At 66.0% G+C, this 23,281-nt stretch carries 24 protein-coding genes and 1 tRNA gene; 16 read left to right on the top strand and 9 right to left on the bottom strand.

The annotated features are described in order from the left end of the window. Positions 1-155: 155 nt before the first annotated feature. Positions 156-1,295: a citrate synthase gene (gene citZ / locus NKF06_RS09905; RefSeq protein ID WP_253245283.1), complete on the top strand. Its 1,140-nt coding sequence runs from the start codon at positions 156-158 to the stop codon at positions 1,293-1,295. A 126-nt stretch (positions 1,296-1,421) separates the two neighbouring features. Here citZ and NKF06_RS09900 read toward each other — a convergent pair whose 3' ends face one another. Continuing rightward, on the bottom strand, positions 1,422-2,813 hold the full coding sequence (locus NKF06_RS09900; protein ID WP_253245282.1) for an MATE family efflux transporter: 1,392 nt from the start codon (positions 2,811-2,813) through the stop codon (positions 1,422-1,424). Positions 2,814-3,169: 356 nt separating this feature from the next. Between NKF06_RS09900 and ilvA the strand changes: the two genes are divergently transcribed. Beyond that, positions 3,170-4,381: a threonine ammonia-lyase gene (gene ilvA, locus NKF06_RS09895; protein WP_253245281.1), complete on the top strand. Its 1,212-nt coding sequence runs from the start codon at positions 3,170-3,172 to the stop codon at positions 4,379-4,381. Positions 4,382-4,429: 48 nt separating this feature from the next. Here ilvA and NKF06_RS09890 read toward each other — a convergent pair whose 3' ends face one another. Then, the gene (locus NKF06_RS09890; protein WP_253245280.1) at positions 4,430-4,636 is read right to left on the bottom strand and encodes a hypothetical protein; all 207 of its coding nucleotides are present in this window, start codon (positions 4,634-4,636) and stop codon (positions 4,430-4,432) included. Positions 4,637-4,934: 298 nt separating this feature from the next. Between NKF06_RS09890 and NKF06_RS09885 the strand changes: the two genes are divergently transcribed. The 10 genes from NKF06_RS09885 to NKF06_RS09840 all read left to right on the top strand — a co-directional run bounded on the left by NKF06_RS09885 (position 4,935) and on the right by NKF06_RS09840 (position 12,620). Next, the gene (locus NKF06_RS09885; protein WP_253245279.1) at positions 4,935-6,359 is read left to right on the top strand and encodes a cytochrome ubiquinol oxidase subunit I; all 1,425 of its coding nucleotides are present in this window, start codon (positions 4,935-4,937) and stop codon (positions 6,357-6,359) included. Continuing rightward, positions 6,352-7,350 (top strand): cytochrome d ubiquinol oxidase subunit II, encoded by a 999-nt coding sequence (locus NKF06_RS09880; RefSeq protein WP_253245278.1) that lies wholly within the window; start codon positions 6,352-6,354, stop codon positions 7,348-7,350. Before NKF06_RS09885 ends, NKF06_RS09880 begins: the two co-directional genes overlap by 8 nt. A 39-nt stretch (positions 7,351-7,389) precedes the next feature. After that, positions 7,390-7,596, top strand: a complete 207-nt coding sequence (locus tag NKF06_RS09875) for a hypothetical protein (protein ID WP_058826656.1) — start codon at positions 7,390-7,392, stop codon at positions 7,594-7,596. Positions 7,597-7,680: 84 nt separating this feature from the next. Beyond that, entirely contained in the window at positions 7,681-8,067 is a 387-nt protein-coding gene (locus NKF06_RS09870) for a Rid family detoxifying hydrolase (RefSeq protein WP_004044463.1), read from the top strand. A gap of 1 nt (position 8,068) precedes the next feature. After that, positions 8,069-8,275 (top strand): hypothetical protein, encoded by a 207-nt coding sequence (locus NKF06_RS09865; protein ID WP_004973426.1) that lies wholly within the window; start codon positions 8,069-8,071, stop codon positions 8,273-8,275. A 29-nt stretch (positions 8,276-8,304) separates the two neighbouring features. After that, a tRNA-Ser gene (locus NKF06_RS09860) sits at positions 8,305-8,385 on the top strand. A 444-nt stretch (positions 8,386-8,829) separates the two neighbouring features. After that, positions 8,830-9,012: a hypothetical protein gene (locus tag NKF06_RS09855; protein ID WP_058826659.1), complete on the top strand. Its 183-nt coding sequence runs from the start codon at positions 8,830-8,832 to the stop codon at positions 9,010-9,012. A gap of 54 nt (positions 9,013-9,066) precedes the next feature. Beyond that, positions 9,067-9,459 carry a hypothetical protein gene (locus NKF06_RS09850; protein ID WP_058826660.1) on the top strand — a complete coding sequence of 131 codons (393 nt, stop codon included), beginning with the start codon at positions 9,067-9,069 and terminating at the stop codon, positions 9,457-9,459. Between the two features lie 215 nt (positions 9,460-9,674). Beyond that, positions 9,675-11,318, top strand: coding sequence for a thermosome subunit beta (gene thsB, locus NKF06_RS09845; protein WP_058826661.1), 1,644 nt, complete (start codon positions 9,675-9,677; stop codon positions 11,316-11,318). A gap of 306 nt (positions 11,319-11,624) precedes the next feature. After that, the gene (locus NKF06_RS09840) at positions 11,625-12,620 is read left to right on the top strand and encodes an ornithine cyclodeaminase family protein (protein ID WP_058826662.1); all 996 of its coding nucleotides are present in this window, start codon (positions 11,625-11,627) and stop codon (positions 12,618-12,620) included. A gap of 60 nt (positions 12,621-12,680) precedes the next feature. Here NKF06_RS09840 and NKF06_RS09835 read toward each other — a convergent pair whose 3' ends face one another. The 6 genes from NKF06_RS09835 to hisH form a co-directional block, all read right to left on the bottom strand. Next, a complete protein-coding gene (locus tag NKF06_RS09835) occupies positions 12,681-12,899 on the bottom strand; it encodes a hypothetical protein (protein ID WP_058826663.1) in 219 nt (72 codons plus the stop codon). 112 nt (positions 12,900-13,011) lie between these two features. Next, entirely contained in the window at positions 13,012-15,888 is a 2,877-nt protein-coding gene (leuS, locus tag NKF06_RS09830; protein WP_253245277.1) for a leucine--tRNA ligase, read from the bottom strand. A 210-nt stretch (positions 15,889-16,098) separates the two neighbouring features. Further along, complete coding sequence (gene hsp14 / locus NKF06_RS09825; protein WP_058826892.1) at positions 16,099-16,542, bottom strand: archaeal heat shock protein Hsp14; 444 nt, start codon at positions 16,540-16,542, stop codon at positions 16,099-16,101. Between the two features lie 116 nt (positions 16,543-16,658). Then, complete coding sequence (gene hsp14, locus NKF06_RS09820) at positions 16,659-17,069, bottom strand: archaeal heat shock protein Hsp14 (protein ID WP_058826665.1); 411 nt, start codon at positions 17,067-17,069, stop codon at positions 16,659-16,661. A gap of 113 nt (positions 17,070-17,182) precedes the next feature. Continuing rightward, positions 17,183-17,989 carry a prephenate dehydratase gene (gene pheA, locus NKF06_RS09815; RefSeq protein ID WP_253245276.1) on the bottom strand — a complete coding sequence of 269 codons (807 nt, stop codon included), beginning with the start codon at positions 17,987-17,989 and terminating at the stop codon, positions 17,183-17,185. 54 nt (positions 17,990-18,043) lie between these two features. Continuing rightward, positions 18,044-18,703, bottom strand: a complete 660-nt coding sequence (hisH, locus tag NKF06_RS09810) for an imidazole glycerol phosphate synthase subunit HisH (RefSeq protein ID WP_058826666.1) — start codon at positions 18,701-18,703, stop codon at positions 18,044-18,046. Positions 18,704-18,911: 208 nt separating this feature from the next. Here hisH and phnD point away from each other — a divergent pair, with 208 nt between their 5' ends. From phnD to NKF06_RS09790, 4 genes are all read left to right on the top strand, one after another. After that, positions 18,912-19,877, top strand: a complete 966-nt coding sequence (gene phnD, locus NKF06_RS09805) for a phosphate/phosphite/phosphonate ABC transporter substrate-binding protein (protein WP_058826667.1) — start codon at positions 18,912-18,914, stop codon at positions 19,875-19,877. A gap of 85 nt (positions 19,878-19,962) precedes the next feature. After that, entirely contained in the window at positions 19,963-20,718 is a 756-nt protein-coding gene (locus NKF06_RS09800) for a phosphonate ABC transporter ATP-binding protein (RefSeq protein ID WP_058826668.1), read from the top strand. Then, positions 20,715-21,719: a phosphonate ABC transporter, permease protein PhnE gene (gene phnE, locus NKF06_RS09795; RefSeq protein WP_253245275.1), complete on the top strand. Its 1,005-nt coding sequence runs from the start codon at positions 20,715-20,717 to the stop codon at positions 21,717-21,719. Before NKF06_RS09800 ends, phnE begins: the two co-directional genes overlap by 4 nt. 74 nt (positions 21,720-21,793) lie before the next feature. Then, entirely contained in the window at positions 21,794-22,579 is a 786-nt protein-coding gene (locus tag NKF06_RS09790) for a DUF6498-containing protein (RefSeq protein WP_253245274.1), read from the top strand. A 25-nt stretch (positions 22,580-22,604) separates the two neighbouring features. Here the strand turns inward: NKF06_RS09790 and NKF06_RS09785 are convergent, their stop codons facing one another. Beyond that, complete coding sequence (locus NKF06_RS09785) at positions 22,605-23,201, bottom strand: uracil-DNA glycosylase (RefSeq protein ID WP_253245273.1); 597 nt, start codon at positions 23,199-23,201, stop codon at positions 22,605-22,607. Positions 23,202-23,281 lie beyond the last annotated feature (80 nt).

Raw genomic sequence — 23,281 nt, 5'->3', positions numbered from 1 at the left:
GGGCACCGAAAACAACGACAATTGTCGAACACTATTTTAGACACCGGCTACCCACGAAATCGACAGACGGGGCTGCCGTTGTATGTGTATGGCGGTCGATAACATATGAGTGAAAACGATAACGCTTTTTTGAGATGGTAGGCAACGTTCTGGGTATGTCAGGCGAACTGAAGCGGGGGCTGGAAGGTGTGCTGGTCACCGAATCGAAACTCAGCTTCATCGACGGCGATGCGGGACAACTCGTTTACTGCGGTTACGACATCGAAGACCTCGCACGGGACGCAAGCTACGAGGAGGTACTCTACCTTCTGTGGCACGGAGAGCTTCCGACGCGCGAGGAACTGGATGCGTTCTCCGACGAACTCGCGGCCCATCGCGGCCTCGATGACGGCGTCCTCGACGTGACGCGCGAACTCGCAGAGCAGGACGAGTCGCCGATGGCGGCGCTCCGAACGCTCGTCTCGGCGATGTCGGCGTACGACGAAAACGCCGACTTCGAGGACGTGACCGACCGCGAGGTCAACCTCGAGAAGGCAAAGCGCATCACGGCGAAGATGCCGTCGGTACTCGCGGCCTACGCCCGCTTCCGTCGCGGCGACGACTACGTCGAACCCGACGAGAGCCTGAATCACGCGGCGAACTTCCTCTACATGCTCAACGGCGAGGAGCCGAACGAAGTGCTCGCCGAGACGTTCGACATGGCGCTCGTGCTCCACGCCGACCACGGTCTGAACGCTTCCACGTTCTCCGCGATGGTCACGTCCTCGACGCTGTCTGACCTCTATAGCGCGGTCACGTCCGCCATCGGCACGCTCTCGGGGTCGCTCCACGGCGGCGCGAACGCGAACGTCATGCGGATGCTGAAGGACGTCGACGACAGCGACATGGACCCGACCGAGTGGGTCAAAGACGCCCTCGACCGCGGCGAGCGCGTCGCCGGGTTCGGCCACCGCGTCTACAACGTCAAGGACCCCCGCGCGAAGATTCTCGGCGCGAAGTCCGAGGCGCTCGGCGAGGCCGCCGGCGACATGAAGTGGTACGAGATGTCGGTCGCCATCGAGGAGTACATCGGCGAGGAGAAGGGTCTCGCGCCGAACGTGGACTTCTACTCCGCCTCGACGTACTACCAGATGGGCATCCCCATCGACCTCTACACCCCCATCTTCGCCGTCTCGCGCGTCGGCGGCTGGATAGCGCACGTCCTCGAACAGTATGAGGACAACCGCCTCATCCGCCCGCGCGCCCGCTACACCGGCGAGAAAGACCTCGAGTTCCCGTCGGTCGACGAGCGATAGACAGCGAGTCAACGAGTCGCACGCGACTTTTTCCCGTTCGCCGTCTCCCGGAGCGACGCGTCGTCCCCCGCGACCGCTCGCTCACCCCGTACCACGGTTTCCGTCCCGTCTCATCCGCCCGCGCGCTCAGTCGTCTTCGCCCACGTCGTCGACGCCGACGCTTCCGCGTTGGACCATGAGCGAGTCGGCGTGGCCCGCCCAGTCGGCGTAGTAGAACGCGACCAGCGCGAACAGCCCCATCCACGTGAACGACAGGACGATACCGATTCGCGCGCCGAGCGGGCCGTAGCCGAACACCTCGACGAGCAGGTAGGACACGCCGACGAAGAAGCCGAACACCCCGGTCAGCCGGGCGACGAAGGGGATTCGCGTCGCGCCCGCGCCCTGCAGCGACCCGGACAGGCCGACGAAGAGCGCCAGTCCCGGCGCGGCGAGGCCGTAGGCGACGGCGAACTTCACGGCCCACTCGAGGTCCGCGCCGCCGCCGGAGCCGACGAGGCCGACGACGGGTTCGGTGAACGCCGCGAGGAAGAGCCCGATGCCGCCGACCGTAACGACTGACAGGAGCGCCACCGCGCCGCCCTGATACCGCGCGGCCTCGCTGTCGCCCGCCCCGAGCGCCTGCCCGACGAGGACGCTGGCGGCGACGTTGTAGCCGCGCGCCAGCGGGCTCGCGACCTGCTGGTAGACCCGGCGGCCGATTTGGAAGCCGGCGTTGACGGCGTCGCCGAAGCCGAGGAGCAGGGCGTTGAACGGGAACTCCGCGAGTTCGGCGGCGATTCCCTCGCCGACCCGCGGGGTCGCGATGCGAACGAGTTGGTTGGCGACCGTCCGGTCGCGGGGGCGGACCAGCGAGGTCGGCGACGCGGGCCGGGCGAGCGCGACGAGAAGCAGTCCCGCCGAGAGGACGTTGGCGGTGGAAGTCGCGAGTCCGACACCCAGCACGCCGAGCGCCGGCAGGCCGACGAGACCGAAGCCGAGACCGACCGACAGCCCGATGTTGACGACGTTGGCGAAGACGTTGACCAGCATCGGCGTCCGGGTGTCGCCGACGCCCTGAAGCGACCGCGAACCGACCAGCGAGACCAATCGCGCGGGCGAGGTGGCGAAGATAACCGCGAGATACGTCGTTCCCAAGGCGACCGCCCTGTCGCTCGCCGGGAACGCGCCGATGGCCGCCTCGCCCAGCGTGAACCCGAAAATCAGGAACGGGACGCCCGCGAGGAACGCGAGGAGGAGCGCCGTCGAGATAGCCTCGCTCCGGTTGGCGTCCGCGCCGCTCCCCGTGTCCTGACTGGAGAGCGCAATCGCACCGCCGCCGAGGCCGAGGCCGATGCGGAGCGGGAACCGTGCGTAGAGGTCGGCGAGGCCGATAGCGACGACGGCGGCCGGGGAGAGCGCCGCGGTGACGGCAACGTCCACGGTCCGCATCGCCGTCTGTGCGGTCTGCTCGGCCATCACCGGCCACGCGAGCGAGAAGATCCGCTTCCAGACTCGCCGGAGACGGCCGAGGTTCATGCCGAGGCCACGGACCTCGCGCAGTTGACGGTATCGGAAGCGGCGGTCCCGTCGGGCACTCTCGATGCGACGCGTGAATGACGAGTGTCATACGCGAGCGATGGGTCGCCGCTGTCGTGCGTTTTCACTTTCACTCCGGGTGGGGGACGTTTATATGCACGGGGACCAGAAAGACAGTTGCACGTCACACGCGTGCATTCCCCCTTTCCCCCTTCCCGACCGGCGAGCGACGGCGACGGCGCGCGTTGACAGAGGCGAATCCGAGTTTTCAACCGACGACCATGAGGGTTGACATCACGGCCCTGATACGGACGAGTTCCCGAACGATTAAACACAGACACGGGTGATTTCTGACCATGCTCACGCTTGACGACGTACGCGCCGCCCGCGAGCGCGTCGAAGCGGTCGCCCGATGGACACCGCTGGAGTACTCGCACACCTTCTCGGAGATGACGGGTGCAGAGGTGTACCTGAAACTGGAGAACTCCCAGCGCACGGGGTCGTTCAAGATTCGCGGGGCGACGAACCGCATCACCACGCTCTCCGACGAGGAGAAAGACGCCGGCGTCGTGACCGCGAGCGCCGGTAACCACGCGCAGGGCGTCGCACTCGCGGCGTCGCGAGCGGGCGTGAACTCGAAAATCGTCATGCCGGAGTACGCGCCGATTTCGAAGGTGAAAGCCACCGAGCGCTACGGGGGCGACGTGGTCCTCTACGGCAACGACTACGATGAGGCGCAGACCAAGGCCCACGAAATCGAGGCGGACGAGGGGCGGACCTACGTCCACGCCTTCGACGACGAGTACGTCATGGCCGGGCAGGGAACTATCGGTCTCGAAATCGCTGAGGACTGCCCCGACCTCGACACCGTGGTCGTCCCCATCGGCGGCGGCGGACTCATCTCCGGCATCTCGACGGCCATCAAGGAACAGTTCCCCGACGCCCGCGTCATCGGCGTGCAGGCGGAACAGGCCTCCAGCGCCGCGGACTCGCTGAACAAGGGGTCGATTCAGACCATCGACGAGGTGGACACCATCGCCGACGGCATCGCCGTCCGCAGAATCGGCGACAAGCCCTTCGAGGTCATCCGCGAGCGCGTCGACGAGGTCGTCACCGTCTCCGACGAGGAAATCGCGGTGGCGCTGACCTACCTGCTCGAACGCTCGAAGACGCTGGTCGAGGGCGCGGGGGCCGTCGCGCTCGCGGCGCTGGTCTTCCAGAAGTTCGACTACGAGGAGGGCGAGGTCGTCGTCCCCGCGCTGTGCGGCGGCAACATCGACATGAACACGCTGACGACTGTCGTGATGCGCGGACTCGTCGAGACGGGCCGGTACCTCAAGATTCGGACCGAACTGAAAGACCGCCCCGGCTCGCTCGAACAGCTCATCGAGATCATCGCCGCGGAGAAGGCGAACATCTACGCCATCAGGCACGACCGCACCTCTCGGAAAATCGCGCTGAACGCGACGGAAGTCGAAATCGACCTCGAAATGCGCGGGCCCGACCACGTCGATTCGCTCCTCGGGGAGCTCCGCGACGCGGGCTACGACGTGGAAGTCCTCGACTGACCGCGTGGCCGGAGGCGGGCTTCGAGTCCCGCGTTGGAAGCCGGGGGCTCAGGCGAGTCGCGTGAGGCCCATAAACACAAGGAGCGTGCCGATGCCTCGGTAGAGCCAGACGGGCGGGGCGGACTCCTCGGACCCGTCGGAAGACGTGCGGCGGAGGAACTCGAACCCGAACGCGTGGATTCGCGCCGGGAAGACGAGGTACGCGACGCCGAGCGCCACGACCCCGACGGAGCCGACCTGCCACAGGAGGTTCATGTGCTAAGTCCGAACTGTTCCGGCATATGCCCGTCGGTCGGGTCGGCGCGTCGGCGGCCGGAGTTCGTCCGAGACGGGCGCGTTTCGGGAGTGAGAGCGCGTTTCTGTCCCCGACGAACGCTCGCCTTTTTACCCGGACGATTATGTCGAATTCGGGTGAGAGACACCACCTACGATGGTTTTCAGTTCGTGGGAAGCATGCGGGGATTGACCCTCCCCCAATACGAAGGCCTTTAACAGGGAAGTCCCCGCCCCTCGCTCCCTGGTTCGCCCCGTCGTCGGCGCTCCCCACCAAACCATGCTCGACCCAGTCATCGCCAGTCGGCTGCAGTTCGCGCTCACGACCATCGTCCACATCATCTTCCCCGTGATGAGCATGGGCCTCGCGCCCTTCCTCATCTACTTCACGTGGAAAGACATCCGCACCGACGACCCCGTGTACGAACAGCTCAGGCGGTTCTGGACGAAGATTTTCGCCGTCTCGTTCGTCGTCGGCACCGTGACCGGCATCGTCCTCGAATTCGAGTTCGGGACGAACTTCGCGGCGTTCTCGACGGCGGCCGGCGAGCTGTTCGGCGGCCCGCTGGCGACCGAGGGGATGATGGCGTTCATGCTCGAAGCGACGTTCCTCGGGGTGTTCGTCTTCGGCCGCGAGAAGGTCTCCGACGCGCTCTACATGGTTTCGGCCGTCGCCGTCGGCCTCGGGACGTGGCTCTCGGCGGTGTGGATTCTCGTCGCTAACTCGTGGATGCAGACGCCCCGGGGGTACGAACTCGCGCGCGAGGGCGGCCAACTCGTCGTCTCGCTCGTCGATCCAATCGCGGCGTACGCCAACCCGCGGTTCCCGTGGATGTTCGTCCACATGCAGAACGCCGCGGTGTTGTCGGTCGCGCTGTTCATGGCCGGTGTCGCGGCGTACCACGTCTGGCAGCGCGGCATCGACGCCGACGACGAGCGCGAGGACGCGCGCTTCTGGCGGAAGACGCTCAAAATCGCGCTCGTCGTCCTGCTCGTGACCGCGCCGTTTCAGGCGATCCACGGCGACGCCTACGGCCGGCACGTCTACGAGACCCAGCCGCAGAAGTTCGCCGCCATGGAGGCCGTCTGGGAGACCGACAGCTACGTCCCGGAGTACATCTTCGCCATCCCGACGAGCCTCGAACACATCACCGACCCGCGCGCCAAGGAACTGCTCGGCATCGGGATTCCCGGCGGGGCGTCGTGGCTGGCGAGCGGGGGTGACCCCCAAGCCGAAATCACCGGCCTGAACGAGTTCGACACGGAGGCCCCGCCGGTCGCCATCGTCTTCTGGTCGTTCCGGCTCATGGTCGCCGCCGGCTTCTGGTTCATCCTGTTGGCCTTCTGGGCGGCCTATCGCTGGTGGACCGACGACCTGTACGACGACGACCTGTTGCACAAGGCGTTCGTCGGGTCGTCGCTCCTCGGCATCTTCGCCGTCGAAGTCGGCTGGATAGTCACCGAGGTGGGCCGACAGCCGTGGGTCATCCAAGGCGTCCTCAGGACGAGCGAGGGCGTCTCGCCGGGGCTCACCGGCTTCGAAGCGACGCTCACGCTCGTCGGGTTCGCCGTCGTGTACACCGGCCTGCTCGCGCTCTACACCTACGTGATTCGCCGCATCATCCGCGAGGGACCGCCGAGCATCGACGAGACTGAGGCGGGTGCGGAGGCCGCCTCCCCCGCGGGGGTGACCGGCGATGACTGACTACGGCGCGTTCGCCACGGACCCGCTTTTCGGCCTGCCGCTGCAGGAGTTGTGGTTCGGGCTCGTCTTCTTCATCCTCGGGATGTTCCTGTTCCTCGACGGCTTCGACTTCGGCGTCGGGGCCGTCTTCGCGACCCGCGACGACGACGAGGAACGCGAGACGCTTTTGGCCGCCATCGGCCCCTTCTGGGACGGCAACGAGGTGTGGCTCGTTGTCTTCGGCGGCGCGCTGTTCGCCGCGTTCCCGGCGGTGTACGCGAACCTCTTCAGCCGCCACTACCTGCTCATGTTCGCCATCCTCGGGGCGCTCATCCTCCGCGGGCTCGCCCCCGAGATGTACGAACAGCGCCACGACGAGGCGTGGCAGACGTGGTGGGGGCGAGCGTTCGTCGTCGGCAGCGTGAGCGCGCCCTTCTTCCTCGGCGTGTTCGCCGCCCACTGGCTCCTCGGCGTCAAGTCGCTCCTGTCGCTTCCCGGCGTCGTCGTCGGCCTCGCCGTCGTCGCGCTCACCGTCGTCGCCGGCGTCGGTTTCCTCGCCATGAAGACCCGCGGGATCCTCCAGCGCGACGTTGCCGACTACGGTCCGCGGGCGATAGCGGCCTACCTCGCGCTCGTCGTCGTCACGCTCGGCTACCTCGTCGCCGTCCGCCCCGACCTCGGCGTCCTCGCGCCGATTCCGCTGGCGCTCGTCGTCGTCAGCCTCGCCGCCGCCGCGGGCTACCTGCTCGCGCTCCGCGACGGGCGCTACACGCTCGCGTTTGGGACCGTGCCGGTCCTCGTGTTCGCGTTCGTCGCGCTCGTGGCGACGCTCATGTTCCCCCTGGCCGACCCCGCGACCGGGCTGACCGTCGCGGACGCCATCATCTCCGTGCTCCCGCTGAACATCATGAGCGTCGCGTCGGCGCTCCTCCTGCCGCTCGTGTTTACCTACTTCGGCATCCTCTACACGACGTTCAGCGGCCCCATCGAAACCGGAGAATCGTACTCCTGACCGACTGCAATCGACCCTTCCCCCACAACCAATCCAACCATGGCTACGCTCCCCAACACCAAACCCACCGCCGAATCGCTCACCAAACCGCTGACCCTCCTCGGCCTCGGACTGGTCGTCGTCAGCGTCGCCGTCGCGGGGTTCGCGCTCCGAGACGGCGACGTGGTCACCGCGCTCGGGATGGGGCTGTTGTTCGCCTCGGGCGTCCTCACGACCGGCATCAGCCTCTCCGGGAAGTCGGTGTAACCCGACGGACCACGGCGGGGAGGCTCCGCCGCGGACCCGGTCGTTCCACCCTATTTTATCACGTCGTGGCGAAATCCACCGCGTATGAAGCGCGTCATCGAAACCGACGAAGCGCCGGCCGCGGTCGGTGCGTACAGTCAGGCGACGACCAACGGCTCGCTGCTCTACACGGCGGGGCAGATTCCGCTGACGCCGGACGGCGAACTCCTCGACGACGAGGACATCGCGACGCAGACGACGCAGTCGCTCGACAACGTGATGGCCATCCTCGCGGAGGCCGGCGCGGACGCGACCGACGTGCTGAAGACGACGGTGTTCCTCGCGGACATCGACGACTTCGACGAGATGAACGAGACGTACGCGACCTACTTCGACGAGGAGCCGCCGGCCCGCTCGGCGGTCGAGGTCGGCAACCTGCCGAAGGGCGTCGGCGTCGAAATCGAGGCCGTCGCCGTCGTCGACGAGGAGTAACGTGGCCCGCCGCGTCCGGTCCGCGCTCGCGTGGGGCGCAGCGAGCCTCCTCCTCGTGGGCGTCCTCGCGCAGGGCGCGGTCCTTCTCGGACTCGGCATCGACGTGTCGTTCGGGGCGGTCGCCGCGGTGGCGGTCGCGTCCGGCGTCGCCGTCGGGTCCGTGACATACGTCATCGAACCGCGACTCGAACGGAAAGGAAGGGCTTAAATTATCCAGGCGGGAACGTTGCGTTGTAAGCCAGGATGGCCGAGCGGTAAGGCGCACGCCTGGAAAGCGTGTTCCCTCTGGGATCGGGGGTTCAAATCCCTCTCCTGGCGCTTCTTCCGAACTCAACCCACGTAGCAGCGCGTCTCGTCGCGCTGCGGACTGCGAGTTCGGAAGAACGCCTCAGTTGGATTTGAACCAGAGAGCGAAGCGAACAGAGTGAGCGGAACGACCGAGGTTCAAATCCCTCTCCTGGCGCTTCTCTGAAAAGCCACATCTGCGACCCCGACCCGAACCGAGCACACCGACTCGAATCACTTGCCTTCGTGCCCGGTACACATAGCTTCTCCCTCAATCGCCGGACGGCGGGAACCGTCGCCGGAGTCTATCGCCCCGCTCGCCAAGGACCACTTACGTCGAAACTGGCAGGGCACCCCCAGTTCGACGCGACCCGAGGCACCACCACAGACCCAACCTACGGCAGCGCCACAGAAGCGACCGTATCAACTGTTCGGACAAAACATTCATCCCCATGGGATACGATACCACGATTGACAATGCCTGACACCAAGACCGGCCGCGAGAAGAAGGGCCTCAACAAGCGGACCCAGCTCACCGAGCGGCTGTACGAACGAGAGTTATCGGTGTTAGACGAAGACGACGACGAGCCCCCGCTCGACGCCGCGAGAGACGAGACCGACGGCGAGTTCATCGCGGACGAACTCCCCGACGACGACTGACGGCGCGACCGCCAACCACGCGAATTTTTATCGGGCGCAACAGAACGTGTGAGCGTGCAACACCGCGCGAACTACGCGACCGTGTTTATCGGGTCGCACCTCCACCCCGAAGGAGAGGCGCTCGACCTCGACTGGGCGGACGACGCCGGAGACGAGACGGCGACGTTCGAGTTCGACGTCCCGACCGACGACCCGCGAGAGCCGTACCTCGGTATCCAGGCGTTCGACGTGGGCGAGTACGGCCACGAGATTCGAATCAACGGCGACTCGCTTTCGGGGTTCGACATCCCGCCGGGCGACGGCTGGCAGTACTGGGTCGACACCGTGACCGGCGCGAGCCTCGTCGAGGGCTCGAACACCATCCGAGTCGTTCGCGACGACGACGGCGACGACGCGTTCGCCGTCGGAACGGTGACGGTCCACTGGAAAGAGCCGGTCGAAGAGTAGCGTATAAAGAGGCTCGGCCGGGACAGAATTGTGGTGTGAAATGACGTACCACAGCAAGTCCTCGAACACCCGATAGGACGCATCTGTCGCGCGTTTACCGGGATAACGCGGCAAACGCACGGAGTTCAGTGCTCGATTCGTCGGCGAAGCTTTTTTATAGAATCACAAACAATCAAGGCCTGTCTATGAGCCAGCGAATGCAGCAGGGTCAGCCGATGATCATCATGGGCGAGGATGCACAGCGCGTCAAGGACCGCGACGCGCAGGCGTACAACATCCGCGCCGCACGAGCAGTCGCCGAGGCGGTACGTTCCACACTCGGCCCGAAGGGGATGGACAAGATGCTCGTCGACTCGATGGGCGACGTCACCATCACGAACGACGGCGTCACCATCCTCAAGGAGATGGACATCGACAACCCGACGGCCGAGATGATCGTCGAAGTCGCCGAGACGCAGGAGGACGAAGCCGGCGACGGAACGACGACGGCGGTCGCCATCGCGGGTGAACTCCTCAAGAACGCCGAGGACCTCCTCGAACAGGACATCCACCCGACGGCCATCATCCGCGGCTTCAACCTCGCCTCCGAGAAGGCGCGCGAGGAGATCGACAACATCGCAGAGCGCGTCGACCCCGACGACGAGGAACTCCTGAAGAAGGTCGCCGAGACCTCCATGACGGGCAAGAGCTCCGAGCTCAACAAGGAGCTGCTCGCGGACCTCATCGTCCGTGCCGTCCGGCAGGTCACCGTCGAAGCCAACGATGGTTCCCACGTCGTCGACCTCGAGAACATCTCCATCGAGACGCAGACCGGTCGCTCCGCGTCCGAGTCCGAGCTCCTCACCGGTGCCGTCATCGACAAGGACCCCGTCCACGACGACATGCCGGTCCAGTTCGACGAGGCCGACGTGCTGCTGCTCAACGAGCCCGTCGAGGTCGAGGAGACCGACATCGACACGAACGTCTCCATCGAGAGCCCCGACCAGCTCCAGAAGTTCCTCGACCAGGAGGAGGCCCAGCTGAAGGCGAAGGTCGACCAGATCGTCGACTCCGGCGCTGACGTGGTCTTCTGCCAGAAGGGCATCGACGACCTCGCCCAGCACTACCTCGCAAAGCAGGGCATCCTCGCGGTCCGCCGGACGAAGAAGTCCGACATCCGCTTCCTCAAGAACATCACCGGTGCGGCGGTCGTCTCCGACCTCGACTCCATCGAGGCCGCCGACCTCGGTCGCGCCTCCATCCGCCGCGACGAGGCCGACGAGCTGTTCTACGTCGAGGGCATCGGCGACGACGTCCACGGCGTCACGCTCCTGCTCCGCGGCTCCACCGACCACGTCGTCGACGAACTCGAACGCGGCGTCCAGGACGCTCTCGACGTTGTTGCGTCCACGGTTGCCGACGGTCGCGTGCTCGCCGGCGGCGGCGCTATCGAGGTCGAACTCGCCTCGCGCCTCCGCAACTACGCCGACTCCGTCTCCGGGCGCGAGCAGCTCGCCGTCGAGGCGTTCGCCGACGCGCTCGAACTCGTCCCGCGCGTGCTCGCCGAGAACGCCGGTCTCGACTCCATCGACACGCTCGTCGACCTCCGCGCGGCCCACGAAGAAGGTCAGGTCCGCGCCGGTCTGAACGTCTTCACCGGCGAGGTCGAAGACGCGTTCGAGGCTGGCGTCGTCGAGACGGCCCACGCGAAAGAGCAGGCCGTCGCCTCCGCCTCCGAAGCCGCCAACCTCGTCCTCAAGATAGACGACATCATCGCGGCCGGTGACCTCTCCACCGGCGGCGATGACGACGAAGAGGGCGGTGCACCCGGCGGCATGGGTGGCATGGGCGGCATGGGCGGTATGGGCGGCGCGATGTGAAGATCGGCTAACGACTTCACTCACCCATCCCCCGACGCCTGCACCGCGCGACAGACCATTTCATTTTAGGCAGAAGACGGCAGTCGAATGGCCGAGTAGCCGCAGCTACACCCTCAAAACGACGGCACACGATACAGCGGCAGTCGGAGACCGTCGATTGCGACTGGCCCGACAATCGACCGAGAGCCGGCCACGTTGAGTCACCGACTCCATAATAGTTGGATAATTCTATCACTTTCTAAGATACACTTGCAGTTGTGTTCAGAAATGGAACGAACTAAGTAGCAGGTACGGCAACGTGTCTCCATGCGCAAGACGCTGCTGTTGAACAAGGACGACGTTCACGAGAACGTCCAGATGCCGGAGCTCATCTCGGCCATCGAGGACGCCTTCGCCGCCTACGAGTCCGGCGACGCCCAGATGCCGCCGAAGTCCTACATCGACCTGCCGCAGTACAACGGCGACTTCCGGTCGATGCCCGCCTACCTCGACGCGGGCGACTGGGACGCCGCGGGCATCAAGTGGGTCAACGTCCACCCCGACAACGGCGACAAGTACGACCTGCCCACCGTCATGGGCACGATGATCTACTCCGACCCCGAGAACGCCTTCCCGCTGGCGCTCCTCGACGGGACGGAACTCACGATGCTCCGCACCGGCGCGGCCGCGGCCGTCGCCACCGACTACCTCGCCGTGGAGGACGCCTCCTCGATGGGTATCATCGGCGCGGGCGTCCAGTCGTACACGCAGCTTCGCGCCATCAGCGAGGTCCGCGACATCGAGGAAGTCGTCATCTCCGACCTCGACGAGGAGCGCGTCGCCGACTTCATCGACGCCTTCGAAGACCAGTTCGACATCCGCGCAGGCTCCATCGAGGAGGCCGCCAGCTGTGACGTGCTGTCGACCGTGACCCCCGTCGAGTCGCCCATCGTCCCGCGCGACGCGGTCGGCGACCACACCCACATCAACGCGATGGGTGCCGACGCCGAGGGCAAACACGAACTCGCCGACGAGGTGCTCTTGGACGCCAAGCTCGTCATCGACGACCACGCCCAGACCACCCACTCCGGCGAAATCAACGTCCCGTACAATCAGGGCGTCCTCACCGACGACGACATCCACGGCGCAATCGGCGACATCGTCCTCGGGAACCTCGACGGCCGCACCGACGCCGACGGCATCAGCGTCTTCGACTCCACGGGACTGGCGATTCAGGACGTCGCAGCGGCCCACGTCGCCTACGAACACGCGTTCGAAAACGACAACGGCTACGCGTTCGACCTCCTCGGTCTCGCCGAGTAAGGTCGCCCGACGCGACGCCGCTGGCATTCATCTTTCTCTTTTGCGGTCCGACGCCCCGAGCTACGGGTTCGGGCCACGCTGCGCGTTGAGGTAGCCGAACACCTTCGAGAGCACGTAGACGATGGCGATGAAGGGCAAGAACGGCACCAACAGGACGATGAGTATGAGAAGCATCGTCCACCCGATGGAGTCCATCTCGCTGTCGGGGCGCATTCGGGACCCCGGTGTGACGGTGTGGTAGGCCTTCTGTGCGAGGCTCAGCGAGTCGTCTTCGCTCATGCGATAGTGTTAGTTCGACGAGACGATAAGTCGAACGCCGACCGGACGCGCCGCTCCGAGCGTCGCGTTCGGCCGAAAGTGGGTTCGGTCGCGGAACGCGCGGCGCGCCCGACTATTCGAGGTGGACCGCGGGGCGGAACGGAATCGCCTTCGAGGCGCGGTCGGCGGGGTCGACGATGTCGGGGTCGTCCTCGGCGAACACCTCGACCTCGGCGTCGAACTCGCGGGCGAGGAAGTCGGCGGCGCGCTCGTAGGTGCCGGCCTCGTCCAGTTCGAGTTGCGCGCGGAGCGTCGACTCGTCGCGCCCGCGAGTCTGCTCGACGAGGTCCTGCACGAGGTCGTTCACGTCGTTGCCCTTCTCGCGCAGGTCGGGATCCTGCATGACCTGTCCCATGATTGCGCCGACGTTGTCGCCGTTTTCGACGACCGTCTCGAACACGTCGCGCTTCCAGTCGGCGGCGACGTAGACCCGGATGGTGTCGGGGTCGGAGTCAGTCACGTCGATGATGTCGCGCACGTCCTCGGTCAGGCGCTCGACCTGTCGCTCTTCGAGTTCGACCGACTCGTCTTCGAACTCGGCGTCCGGTTCTGGCCACGGCGCGTCCTCGGCGGGCGTGCCGGTCAACTGCTCGTGCAGCTCGTTCGTCATGAACGGGATGAACGGCGCGAGCAGGCGCAGGCGCGTTTCGAGGACCGTCCGGAGCGTCCACTTCGCCGCGGGGCGGTCGAGGTCGGTCCGGCGGCGGTACCACCGCAGCGACTCCTCGAAGTTGTAGAACGCCGCCTGACTGGCCGAGCGCGTCTCGGACTCGTCCATCGCGGTCGTCACGTCGCGGACGGTGTCCTGCAGCTTCGACAGGAGCCAGCGGTCGACCGTCTCCAGTTCGGGCCGTTCGTCCGGACCGGGATCGGCGATAATCTCCTGTGCGCGGTTCCAGAAGCGTTCCAGTTGGTCGTGGACCGAGCCGACGAGGTCGTCGCGCCAGTCGTAGTCCTGCCACGGTTCGGCCGAGTTGAGCAGGAAGAAGCGGACGGTGTCCGCGCCGTACTCGCCGATGGCCTCGCCGGGGAGGACGACGTGACCCTTCGACGACGACATCGCCTTGCCTTCGAGCAGGCCCATGCCCATGATGACGATGCCCTGCGGCCACTGCGGCTCGTCGAACAGTTCGCCGTGGTGGAACTGGTAGAACGTCAGGTGGTTCGTGATGAGGTCGTTCCCGGAGAACCGGTAATCGACGGGGTACCAGTAGTCCCACTCCTCGCGCAGTTCAAGCGCCTTCTCCGGCGCGTCGTCCACGGCCTCGGGACCGTAGAACAGCGCGTCGAAGAACTCCTGGGTGAGTTCCTCGGTCGGAATCTCCTGCAGGCGGTGGGCGATGGTGTAGTACGCCATGTAGATGGTCGAGTCCGAGAGGGGCTCGATGACGAACTGGTCGTCCCACGGCAGGCGGGTGCCGAGGCCGTAGTTGCGGATACACGGCCACCCGTTGAGCCAGTCGATGGTGTGGTGGTACTCGTCGCGGGTGTTCTCGGGGATGGCGTCCAGCCCGTCGGCCACGTCGTGGGCGAGTTGCTTCCAGTCCTCGTCGTCGTACGAGAGGAACCACGTGTCCTGTTCGGCGACGACGACGTCGCCACCGCAGCGGCAGACGACCTCCTCGGAGAACTCCTGCATCACGTCGAACTGACCGGCCTCGATGCCGTCGGCCTTGAACTCGTCGCGGACCTCTTCGACGAGGCCGCCGGCGTAGTCGCCGTAGAACTCCTTGAGGCGACCCGCGTGGAACTCCTTGTTGTAGAGGTCTTTCGTCGCCTTTTCGAGCGCGGGGTCGTCGGAGGACTCGATGCCTCGGTTCTCGACGGCCGACTTCGCGGGAATCTCGCCGTACGTGTCGTCCTCGGAGTCGATGTCGAGAATCGGAATCGGCTCGATGGCGGCCACGTCGGCGGGGTCGATGCCGAACGATTCGAGGTAGTCAGTGTCGGCCTTGGCCTCCTGCAGCGCCACGTAGTCGTCGGGGCTGTGGGCCGGGACGGACATGACGACGCCCGTCGCGTTGTCGGCGTCGACGAAGTCGGCCGGCAGGACGAGCACGTCGTCGCCGGTGACGGGGTTTTCGACCGTCTGGCCGACGAGTTCGGCACCCTCGACGGTTTCGAGAATCTCCACGTCGCGGGCTTGATATTCGAGTTTGTCGGCCGCGTACTCGGAGACGAACCACGTCTCGCCGTCGACTTCGGCGACCACGTAGGTCGCCTCGGGGTCGATGTAGGCGTTGGTCACGCCGTGGACCGTCTCGGGGCGCAGGGTCGCCATCGGGACGACCACGTCGCCGCCGTCTCGCTCCCAGCCGAAGCGAACCAGCGTGTACTCCTGGAACTCCGCGTTCTCGCCTTCGAGCAGGTCGTGAGTCGTGACCGGCTGTTCCTCGTTCGTACAGAACTTGACGGGGTGGAGGCCCTTCTCCAGTCGCCCGCGCTCGCGGAGCGTCCGGTACTGCCACTCGACGAACTTCGAGTAGCGCTCGTTGTTCGTGGTGAACTCGCGCCGCCAGTCAACCGACAGGCCCAGCGACTGCATCCCCTTTTTGTAGTGTTCCTCGATGAAGTACCGCGCCCATCCCATGGGCGATTCGAGGTCCGAAAGCGTGTCCTCGGGGACGTTGTAGGTGTCGGTCAGAACCGAGAGCTGTTTCTCCTCGCGGTTTTTCAGGCGCTCCACCGCGCCGATGATGGGGGTTCCGGTGACGTGCCACGCGATGGGAAACAGGACGTTGTCGCCCTGCTGTCGTCGGTAGCGAGCGTACACGTCGGGAACGGTGTACGTCCGCGCGTGCCCGATGTGCATCCCGCCGCTGGGGTACGGATAGGGCACCGTCACGAACGTCGCGTCGTCGGCGTCTGCGTCCGGGTCGGCCTCGTATCGGCCGGTCTCGGACCAGCGCTCCCGCCAACGCGCTTCGAGTTCCTGCGGGTCGTAGTCCATATCCGTGGTAGTGGCACCCCGGCCTAAAATAACTCCTATACTCGACTTGCGCGGCTGTCTGATTGCGGCAGATATTGCCACACAGTGACACAGGGCAGCGCGGAGAATCGAGGTGCGAAACGGAGGCGGAGAAACAAAAACGGGGAACATCCACCACGAGGGGACCATCGCGGGCGGCGAGCAGAGACGCGTGCGAGCGACGACGACCGCTCAGTCGATGTCGATGCGGCGGGAGTCGTCGGGTTCGACGTCGCGCTTGGGGAGGGTGACCGTCAGGACGCCGTTGTGGTAGCTGGCGGACGCGCCGTCCTCGTCGACCGCCTCGGGGAGGCGAATCGTGCGGCGGGCGGACTCGTGGCGGCGCTCGCGGCGGAGGTACTCGCCGTCGGCGCGTTCCTCGTCGAGTTCGCGCGTCGCCTCAACCGTCAGCGTGCGGTTAGCGACCGATAGGGAGATGTCCTCCTTCTCGTAGCCCGGAAGGTCGACCGTGACGACGATTTCGCCGTCGTGGTCGGTGACGTCGATTGCCATCTCGTGGCGGACCTGCGCCATCATGCCCGAGCGGTCGAACTGTCGTCCCATCTCGTCGAACTGGCGGGACATTCGCTCGAACAGTTCCTCGAAGTCGTCGAAGGGGTTGGTACGTCGCATCATGTGTGTTTTCACCGAGGCATATGGACGCCGTCTGAGGAGATAATCGTTGCTGGAACGCAGATAACAGTTCGCACGCTACAGCCTCCGAAACACCCACATTCAAAAGATAAGCCGCCTCACTCGATGTCGATCTGCGTCGAGTCGTCGCCCGCGGGTTCGGCCTTCGGGAGCGTCACGGTCAGGACGCCGTTTCGGTACGAGGCCGTCACCTCGTCGCGGACGACCTCGGTGGGGAGCGTAATCGTCCGGGAGACGGACCGCTGGCTCCGCTCGCGGCGGACGTACTGGTCGTCGTCGACCTCGGACGACTCCTCGTGGTCGGCCGCGATGGTGAGTCGCCGCCCGCTGACGCTCACGTCGAGGTCGTCCTTCTGGAAGCCGGGGAGGTCGGCGACGACCTCGATTGCCTCGTCGGCATCGACGACATCGAGGGAGATGTCTTGGAACCGCCCGATACCCGACTCCTCGAACGACCGGCCCATCCGGTCGAACAGGTCTTCTATCTCGTCGAACGGGTTTCGTTGCATACGCGTCTGGATACGTCGCCGACGACAAAGAAAGATGTGCCCGTACTCACATTTTGAGAGCGCCCGAGGTGGTGTGATGGGACGCGGGTGGGCGTCTCGGCGTCGGAATCGCGTCAGTACAGCACGTGCCGCGTGTCGTACGACCCGAGGACGCGAACCCATCCGTTGCGGGCGATGCCCTCGACCTCTTCGAGCGCCTCCTGCATCCGCTCTTCGTAGAGGCCGGCGTCGGCGTCGATGTGGAACAGGTAGTCGCCGAGGCGGTTCCCGCTCGGGCGCGATTCGATGCGCGAGAGGTTGATGTCGCGTTCGGCGAACGCTTCGAGCAGTTCCAAGAGGAGTCCGGGGTAGTTGGCGTTGGGATAGACGACGAGCGAACTCTTGCCGCCGGCGTCCGAGCGGGCGGACTCGGGCGCGATGACGAGGAACCGCGTCGCGTTCGACGACTGGTCTTGGATGTCCTCGGCGATGATTTCGAGGTCGTCACCCACGTTGTCGGGGTGGCCGATGCCCGCGACCGACGGGTCCGCGCGGGCGCGTTCGACGCCGCGGGCCGTGCTGGCGACGGCTTCGAGCTTCGCGTCGGGGTAGTTCTCTTCGAGGTACAACCGGCACTGCGCGAGCGCCTGCGAGTGGCTGGCGACAACGTCGAAGTTCGCGCTCTGGGCCAACAGCGCGTGGCGGATGGGCGTGACGATTTCCTGGACGACGCTCACGTCCGAGTTCGCCACGGCGTCGAGGCTCTCGGTGACGCTCCCTTCGATGCTGTTTTCGATGGGTACGACGCCGCGCTCGAACGACCCGTCGGCGACCGCTTGGACGATAGAGGTGACCGATTCTCGGAAGGCGACGTCGTCGGCGACCGCGCGGGCGGCGCGATGGGAGTACGTGCCCGCCGGGCCGAGCGTGACTGCCTGCATGGACTCCTCTTCACGAAGCGGCGACAAAAGACCGTCGGGGCAGGCAGATTCGGCCTATCGCTCCGCGCAGAACTCGACGAAGTTGCGGAGGATGGTCAGCCCGGTCTCGCCGGACTTCTCGGGGTGGAACTGCGTGCCGAAGACAGTTCCTTCTTCGTTGGCGACGACCGCGGGGAACTCCACGCCGTAGTCGGTCGAGGCGACGACCGCGTCCTCGTCGTCGGGGTCGGCGTAGTACGAGTGGACGAAGTAGGCGTACTCGCCGTCGACGCCCTCGACGAGCGGGTGGTCGCGTTGGACGTTGAGTTCGTTCCAGCCCATGTGCGGGACCTTCTGTCCCTCGTCGAAGCGGACGTTGCGGCCGGGGATGAAGTCGAGACCTTCGACCTCGCCCTCGCCCGCGTGGTCGGCCTCCTCGGAGGAGGTAAGCAGCATCTGCATCCCGAGACAGATACCGAAGATGGGCGTCCCGTCGGCGGCGGCCTCGGCGAGCGGTTCGCGGAACGGGCCGGCGTTCTCCATGCCCTCGGAGAACGCGCCGACGCCGGGGAGGACGATACCGTCGGCGTCGTCGAAGTCGGCCGGGTCGTCGGAGACGACGACGTTCGCCCCCGCGCGTTCAAGCCCGCGCATGGCACTCCGAAGATTTCCGAGCCCGTAGTCGACCATCACCACGTCGGCGAGGGTCTCTTCGGGCGACTGTGTCGTGCTCATGCGTACACGTGCGAGACCGGGAGGCAAGTGAGTTTCCGTCGCGGCGACGGTCGCCCGATGACCACGGGACAGCTGCGGTATCACAAAATCGCCCGACTGTTCTATGTTTACTCACAGAGTACGCAATATGACTTTATATCTATGTACCTATACGGAGAAAGAATAGGAAGATTTAACCTCAGTGTGTCTGAGTGTTCTGACGAATCACATGTCTTCCCGACGGAGTTTCCTCAAGAAGACCGGTGCGCTCGGCGCGCTCGGCGTTTCGGGGTTGAGCGGGTGTATCGGTAGCGTCACGGGTGGGTCGGATTCGGTCAACTTCCTCCTCACGCCGTCCGAATCGGACGTCGACATTCAACAGCAGTATCAGCCGCTGTTCGAATACCTCGAGTCCGAGACGGACGTGACTGTCGAGTCGTCGGTCGCCGCGGACTACGCCGCGGTGTACCAGGCGTTCAAGTCCGGGCAGGCCGACCTCGCCGACTCGTCGCCGACCATCGCCATCCAGGGCGGCAACGAGGGCGTCACCGAGGTCATGGGCATCCGCGTTGCCTACGGCGCCGCGAAGTACTTCTCGATTATGACAACGACGCCGGACAGCGGTATCGAGGAACTCACCGACCTCGAAGGCGAGACCATCGCGTTCGCCGACCGCCTCTCGACGAGCGGGTCGCTGTTCCCGCTTTTCATGCTGAACCAGGCCGGTCTCGACACGGGCAACGCCCCCGACGGCGAGCCCGTCGACTTCACGGGTCAGTGGTCCGACCACGCGACCGCCCGCGAGACGCTCGTCAACCGCGACGAGGTCGTCGCCGCCGGCACGGGCGCGTTCTCGACCGCGCCACACGTCCCGGAAGACCAGTTCCCCCAGGAGTTCCTCGACACCTCCGCCGAGAACGACGGCGACCTCGGGACCGCGGAGCCCGAACTCCAACTGCTCGCGGTCTCTGACCCCATCCCCCGCGCACCGATAATCGTGCGCTCCGAACTGGAATCGGACCTGAAGTCGTCGATGACGGACGCGCTCACGAGCGTCACGCAGGACGACCTCATCAACGAGGACCTCGGCGACGACCAACAGCTCTGGTTCACCGGCGTCGAACCGGGTACCGTCGAGGACTACCAGCCGATTCAGAACGTCATCGACACGCTCGGAATCTCCCTCGGACAGTAATCGGCTCACAAATAATTCCATTGCAGTATCATTTTGGCGGTGCCGCGCCCACGAACCGTAGACGCGGGAAGTCCGCCCACACACCATGAGTACCATCGAAGTACGTAACCTCACGAAAGCGTTCGGCGACGTCCGGGCGTTGGACGACGTCTCTTTCACCATCGAGGACGGCGAGTTCGCCGTCCTCCTCGGGCAGTCGGGGGCGGGGAAGTCCACGCTCCTTCGCTGTCTGAACGGCCTGACGAAACCAACGTCCGGCGAGATTCGAATCGACGGCGAGCCGGTCAAAGGCCCGCGAGACGACGTGGCCATGATTTTCCAGCAACACTACGTGCTGGGCCAACTCAGCGCCTACGGCAACGCGCTGACCGGCGCGCTCAACCGCACCTCGTTCCTCCGGAGTCTCGTCGGCTGGCACTCCGAGGAGGACAAGTTCGAGGCGCTCCGTGCGCTGGAGACCGTCGGTCTGCTCGACCAGGCGAGCCAGCGGACCCGAAGCATGAGCGGCGGGCAGCAACAGCGCGTCGGCATCGCCCGCGCGCTCGTGCAGGGGCCGAGCCTGCTTTTGGCCGACGAACCCGTCGCCAGCCTCGACCCCGCCAGCGCCGAGACGGTGATGGGCTACATCCGGAGCGCGGCCGCGGAGCGCGACCTCTCGACGCTCGCGAGCCTCCACCAGGTGAACCTCGCCCGCGAGTTCGGCGAGCGGTTCCTCGCGCTCCGCGACGGAGAACTCGTCTTCGACGGCTACCGCGAGGACCTGACCGTCGATGTCATCGACCGCATCTACGGCGACGTCCAGACCGCGGACATCCGCGAGGGGACCGAGGTGAGCGCATGAGCGGCGACGCGGCCCCGGACGACAGCCCGCGAACTGGAACTGGAGACGCCCGAACCGACGGTGGTGCCGAAACCCAGTCCGGGTCGCTCGACCGCGCGCTCCGAGACATTACCCTCACGAAGCGAATCAAGTGGGGGATGGCGTTCGCCATCTCGGTCGTCTTCGGCTTCTTCTTCTTCGAGGCACTCTCGGAGGTCGGCTTCTCGGTCGCCGAAATCCTCTACTACTGGCCGGAGTTCCAGGAGGCGCTCGGGGACTTCTTCCCGCGGACGACCCTGTTCGGCCTCCCGTTCGTCGACTTCGGCTCCTACTGGCAGTTCATTCAGGAGCGCGACCTGTTCGGCGCGGCCATCGTCACGCTGGCGATGGGCTTCGCCGGGACCGTCCTCGGCATCCCCGGCGCGCTCCTCCTCGGCGTCCTCGGCTCCGAGCGCGTGACACCGTACCCGTTTAACTTCATCTTCCGCGGCACGATGAGCGTCATCCGCGCCATCCCGGCGCTCGTCTGGGCGCTCATCTACATCCCGCTCGGCGGTGTCTCGCCGTTCACGGCGACGCTCGCCATCGGGACCGACACGATGGGCAACCTCGGCCGCCTGTTTACCGACGCGCTCGAAGAGGTCGAAGACGGGCCGATAGAGGCCATCGAATCGACCGGCGCGAACCGCCGGCAGACGGTCGTCTTCGGAATGCTCTCGCAGGTGTTTACGCCCTTCATCGCGTGGACGATGTACATCCTCGAAATCAACACGCGCATCGCCGTCACCATGGGACTCATCGGCGGCGGCGGTATCGGCTACGTCCTGCAGACCCAGCGGAGCCTGTTCAAGTACACGAACATGATGGCGACCATCCTCGTCATCTTCGTGCTCGTCGTCTCCGTCGAGTTCGTGAGCCAGCGCGTGCGCTCGTACATCCGCGGCGAGGAAGAAGAGGGCATGAGCGTCCTCAAACTCATCATCGAGTTCCCCCAGCGGATGGCCCGCTCCATCTGGGAGTAACCCAGCGGCCCGACCGAGACGGTCGCTCCCGCGGTACGGTTTTTATCGGTCGGTCGCGTCTCACAGCGTAGCCTATGTCGTCGTCGCGTTCCGTCTCGTCGCCGCCGTCCGCCGCCTCGGGGTCGCGTCGCGCCACCTCGCGGGTCGCCCTCGCCGCGCTCGTGGCCGCGAACCTCGTCCCGCTCGTCGGCGTCGTCTGGTTCGACTGGAGTCTGAAGGCGCTGCTCGTCGCCTACTGGCTCGAAAGCGGCGTCGTCGGCCTCCTGAACGTCCCCAAGATTCTCGCCGCCAGCGGCCGCGGCGACGGCGGGTCGAACATCAAGGCGACCATTAACGGGAGGCCGGTGGAACTCTCACCGCCCGACGACCCCCGCGACGGCTTTCACCTCTACCCGTCGAACGTCCCCATCGCGGGCTTTTTCGCCATGCACTACGGGATTTTCTGGGTCGTCCACGGCGTGTTCGTCTGGTCGTTCGACGCCTTCGCGGTCGGGGCCGGCGCGGTCGGCGGCGTCCCGCTCGGCGCGGTGCTCCTCGCCGCGGGCGCGACGGTTCTCAGCCACGGCGGGTCGTTCGCCGTCAACTTCGTCGGCCGCGGGGAGTACCGAAGCATCTCGCCCGGCAAACAGATGTCCGAGCCCTACCGCCGGGTCATCGTCCTCCACCTGACCATCATCCTCGGCGCGTTCCTCGTCGCCGCCTCGGGCGCGCCCGCCGCGGCGCTCGTCGTCATGGTCGTCGTCAAGACCGCGCTCGACGCGGGCGCGCATCTCAGAGAGCACGCCCGAGCCAAAAAGCGGGCGAGGCGGGCGGACGAGCCGACCGGCGAGCGCATCGAGGTCCGCGACGCGTCGGCCTGAGGTCGGAGAGACGCCCCCGCCGCGCTCAGAAGTCGCCGAGGCTGGCCTGTCCGTCCGAGGAGTCGGCGAGTCCCGAGAGGTCGGCGGCGCGCGCGATGGTCTCGAAGAAGCCCTCGCGCTGGCTCCGGTCGTAGAGCGTCGCCGCGGGGTGAACCGAGAGGAGGACGCGGTAGGAGGCGTCGCCGACGCGGGCGTCCACGACCGACCCGGACTCGCTCGTGATGGCGACGCCGCGGTCGAGTAGATGTTGCGAGGGGACCTTCCCGAGCGTGACGATTAGCTCGGGGTCGACGAGTTCGAGTTCGCGGGCGAGGTAGCCCCGGCAGTTCGACAGTTCGTCGCTCGTCGGGTCGCGGTTGTCCGGCGGGCGGCACCGCACGCAGTTGGTGATGCGAACGTCGGCGCGGGCGAGGCCGGCCTCGCGGAGCGCGTCGTCCAGCACGGAGCCGGAGCGACCCACGAACGGCTCGCCGCCCTCGTCTTCCTTCGCGCCCGGCGCTTCCCCGAGGAAGAGCAGGTCGGCGTCGTCGGGGCCGACCCCGTTGACGATGCGACTCCGCGAGTCGACGAGTTCGGGGCACTGCTCGCAGCCCGTCACGCAGAGGCCCTCCATGTGTTCCATACTCGGATCGAGGGCGGGGACGGCTTAATCCCCGGCGAAGCGTCGCGCGGCGCGGGCGGCCATCCGGGCCACGCGAATCG

The sequence above is a fragment of the Haloferax sp. AB510 genome, from assembly GCF_024136985.1.
Classification (GTDB): Archaea; Halobacteriota; Halobacteria; order Halobacteriales; family Haloferacaceae; genus Haloferax.
The sequence above is the reverse complement of the archived record's forward strand: the minus strand, read 5'-3'. Positions and strand labels throughout refer to the sequence as shown.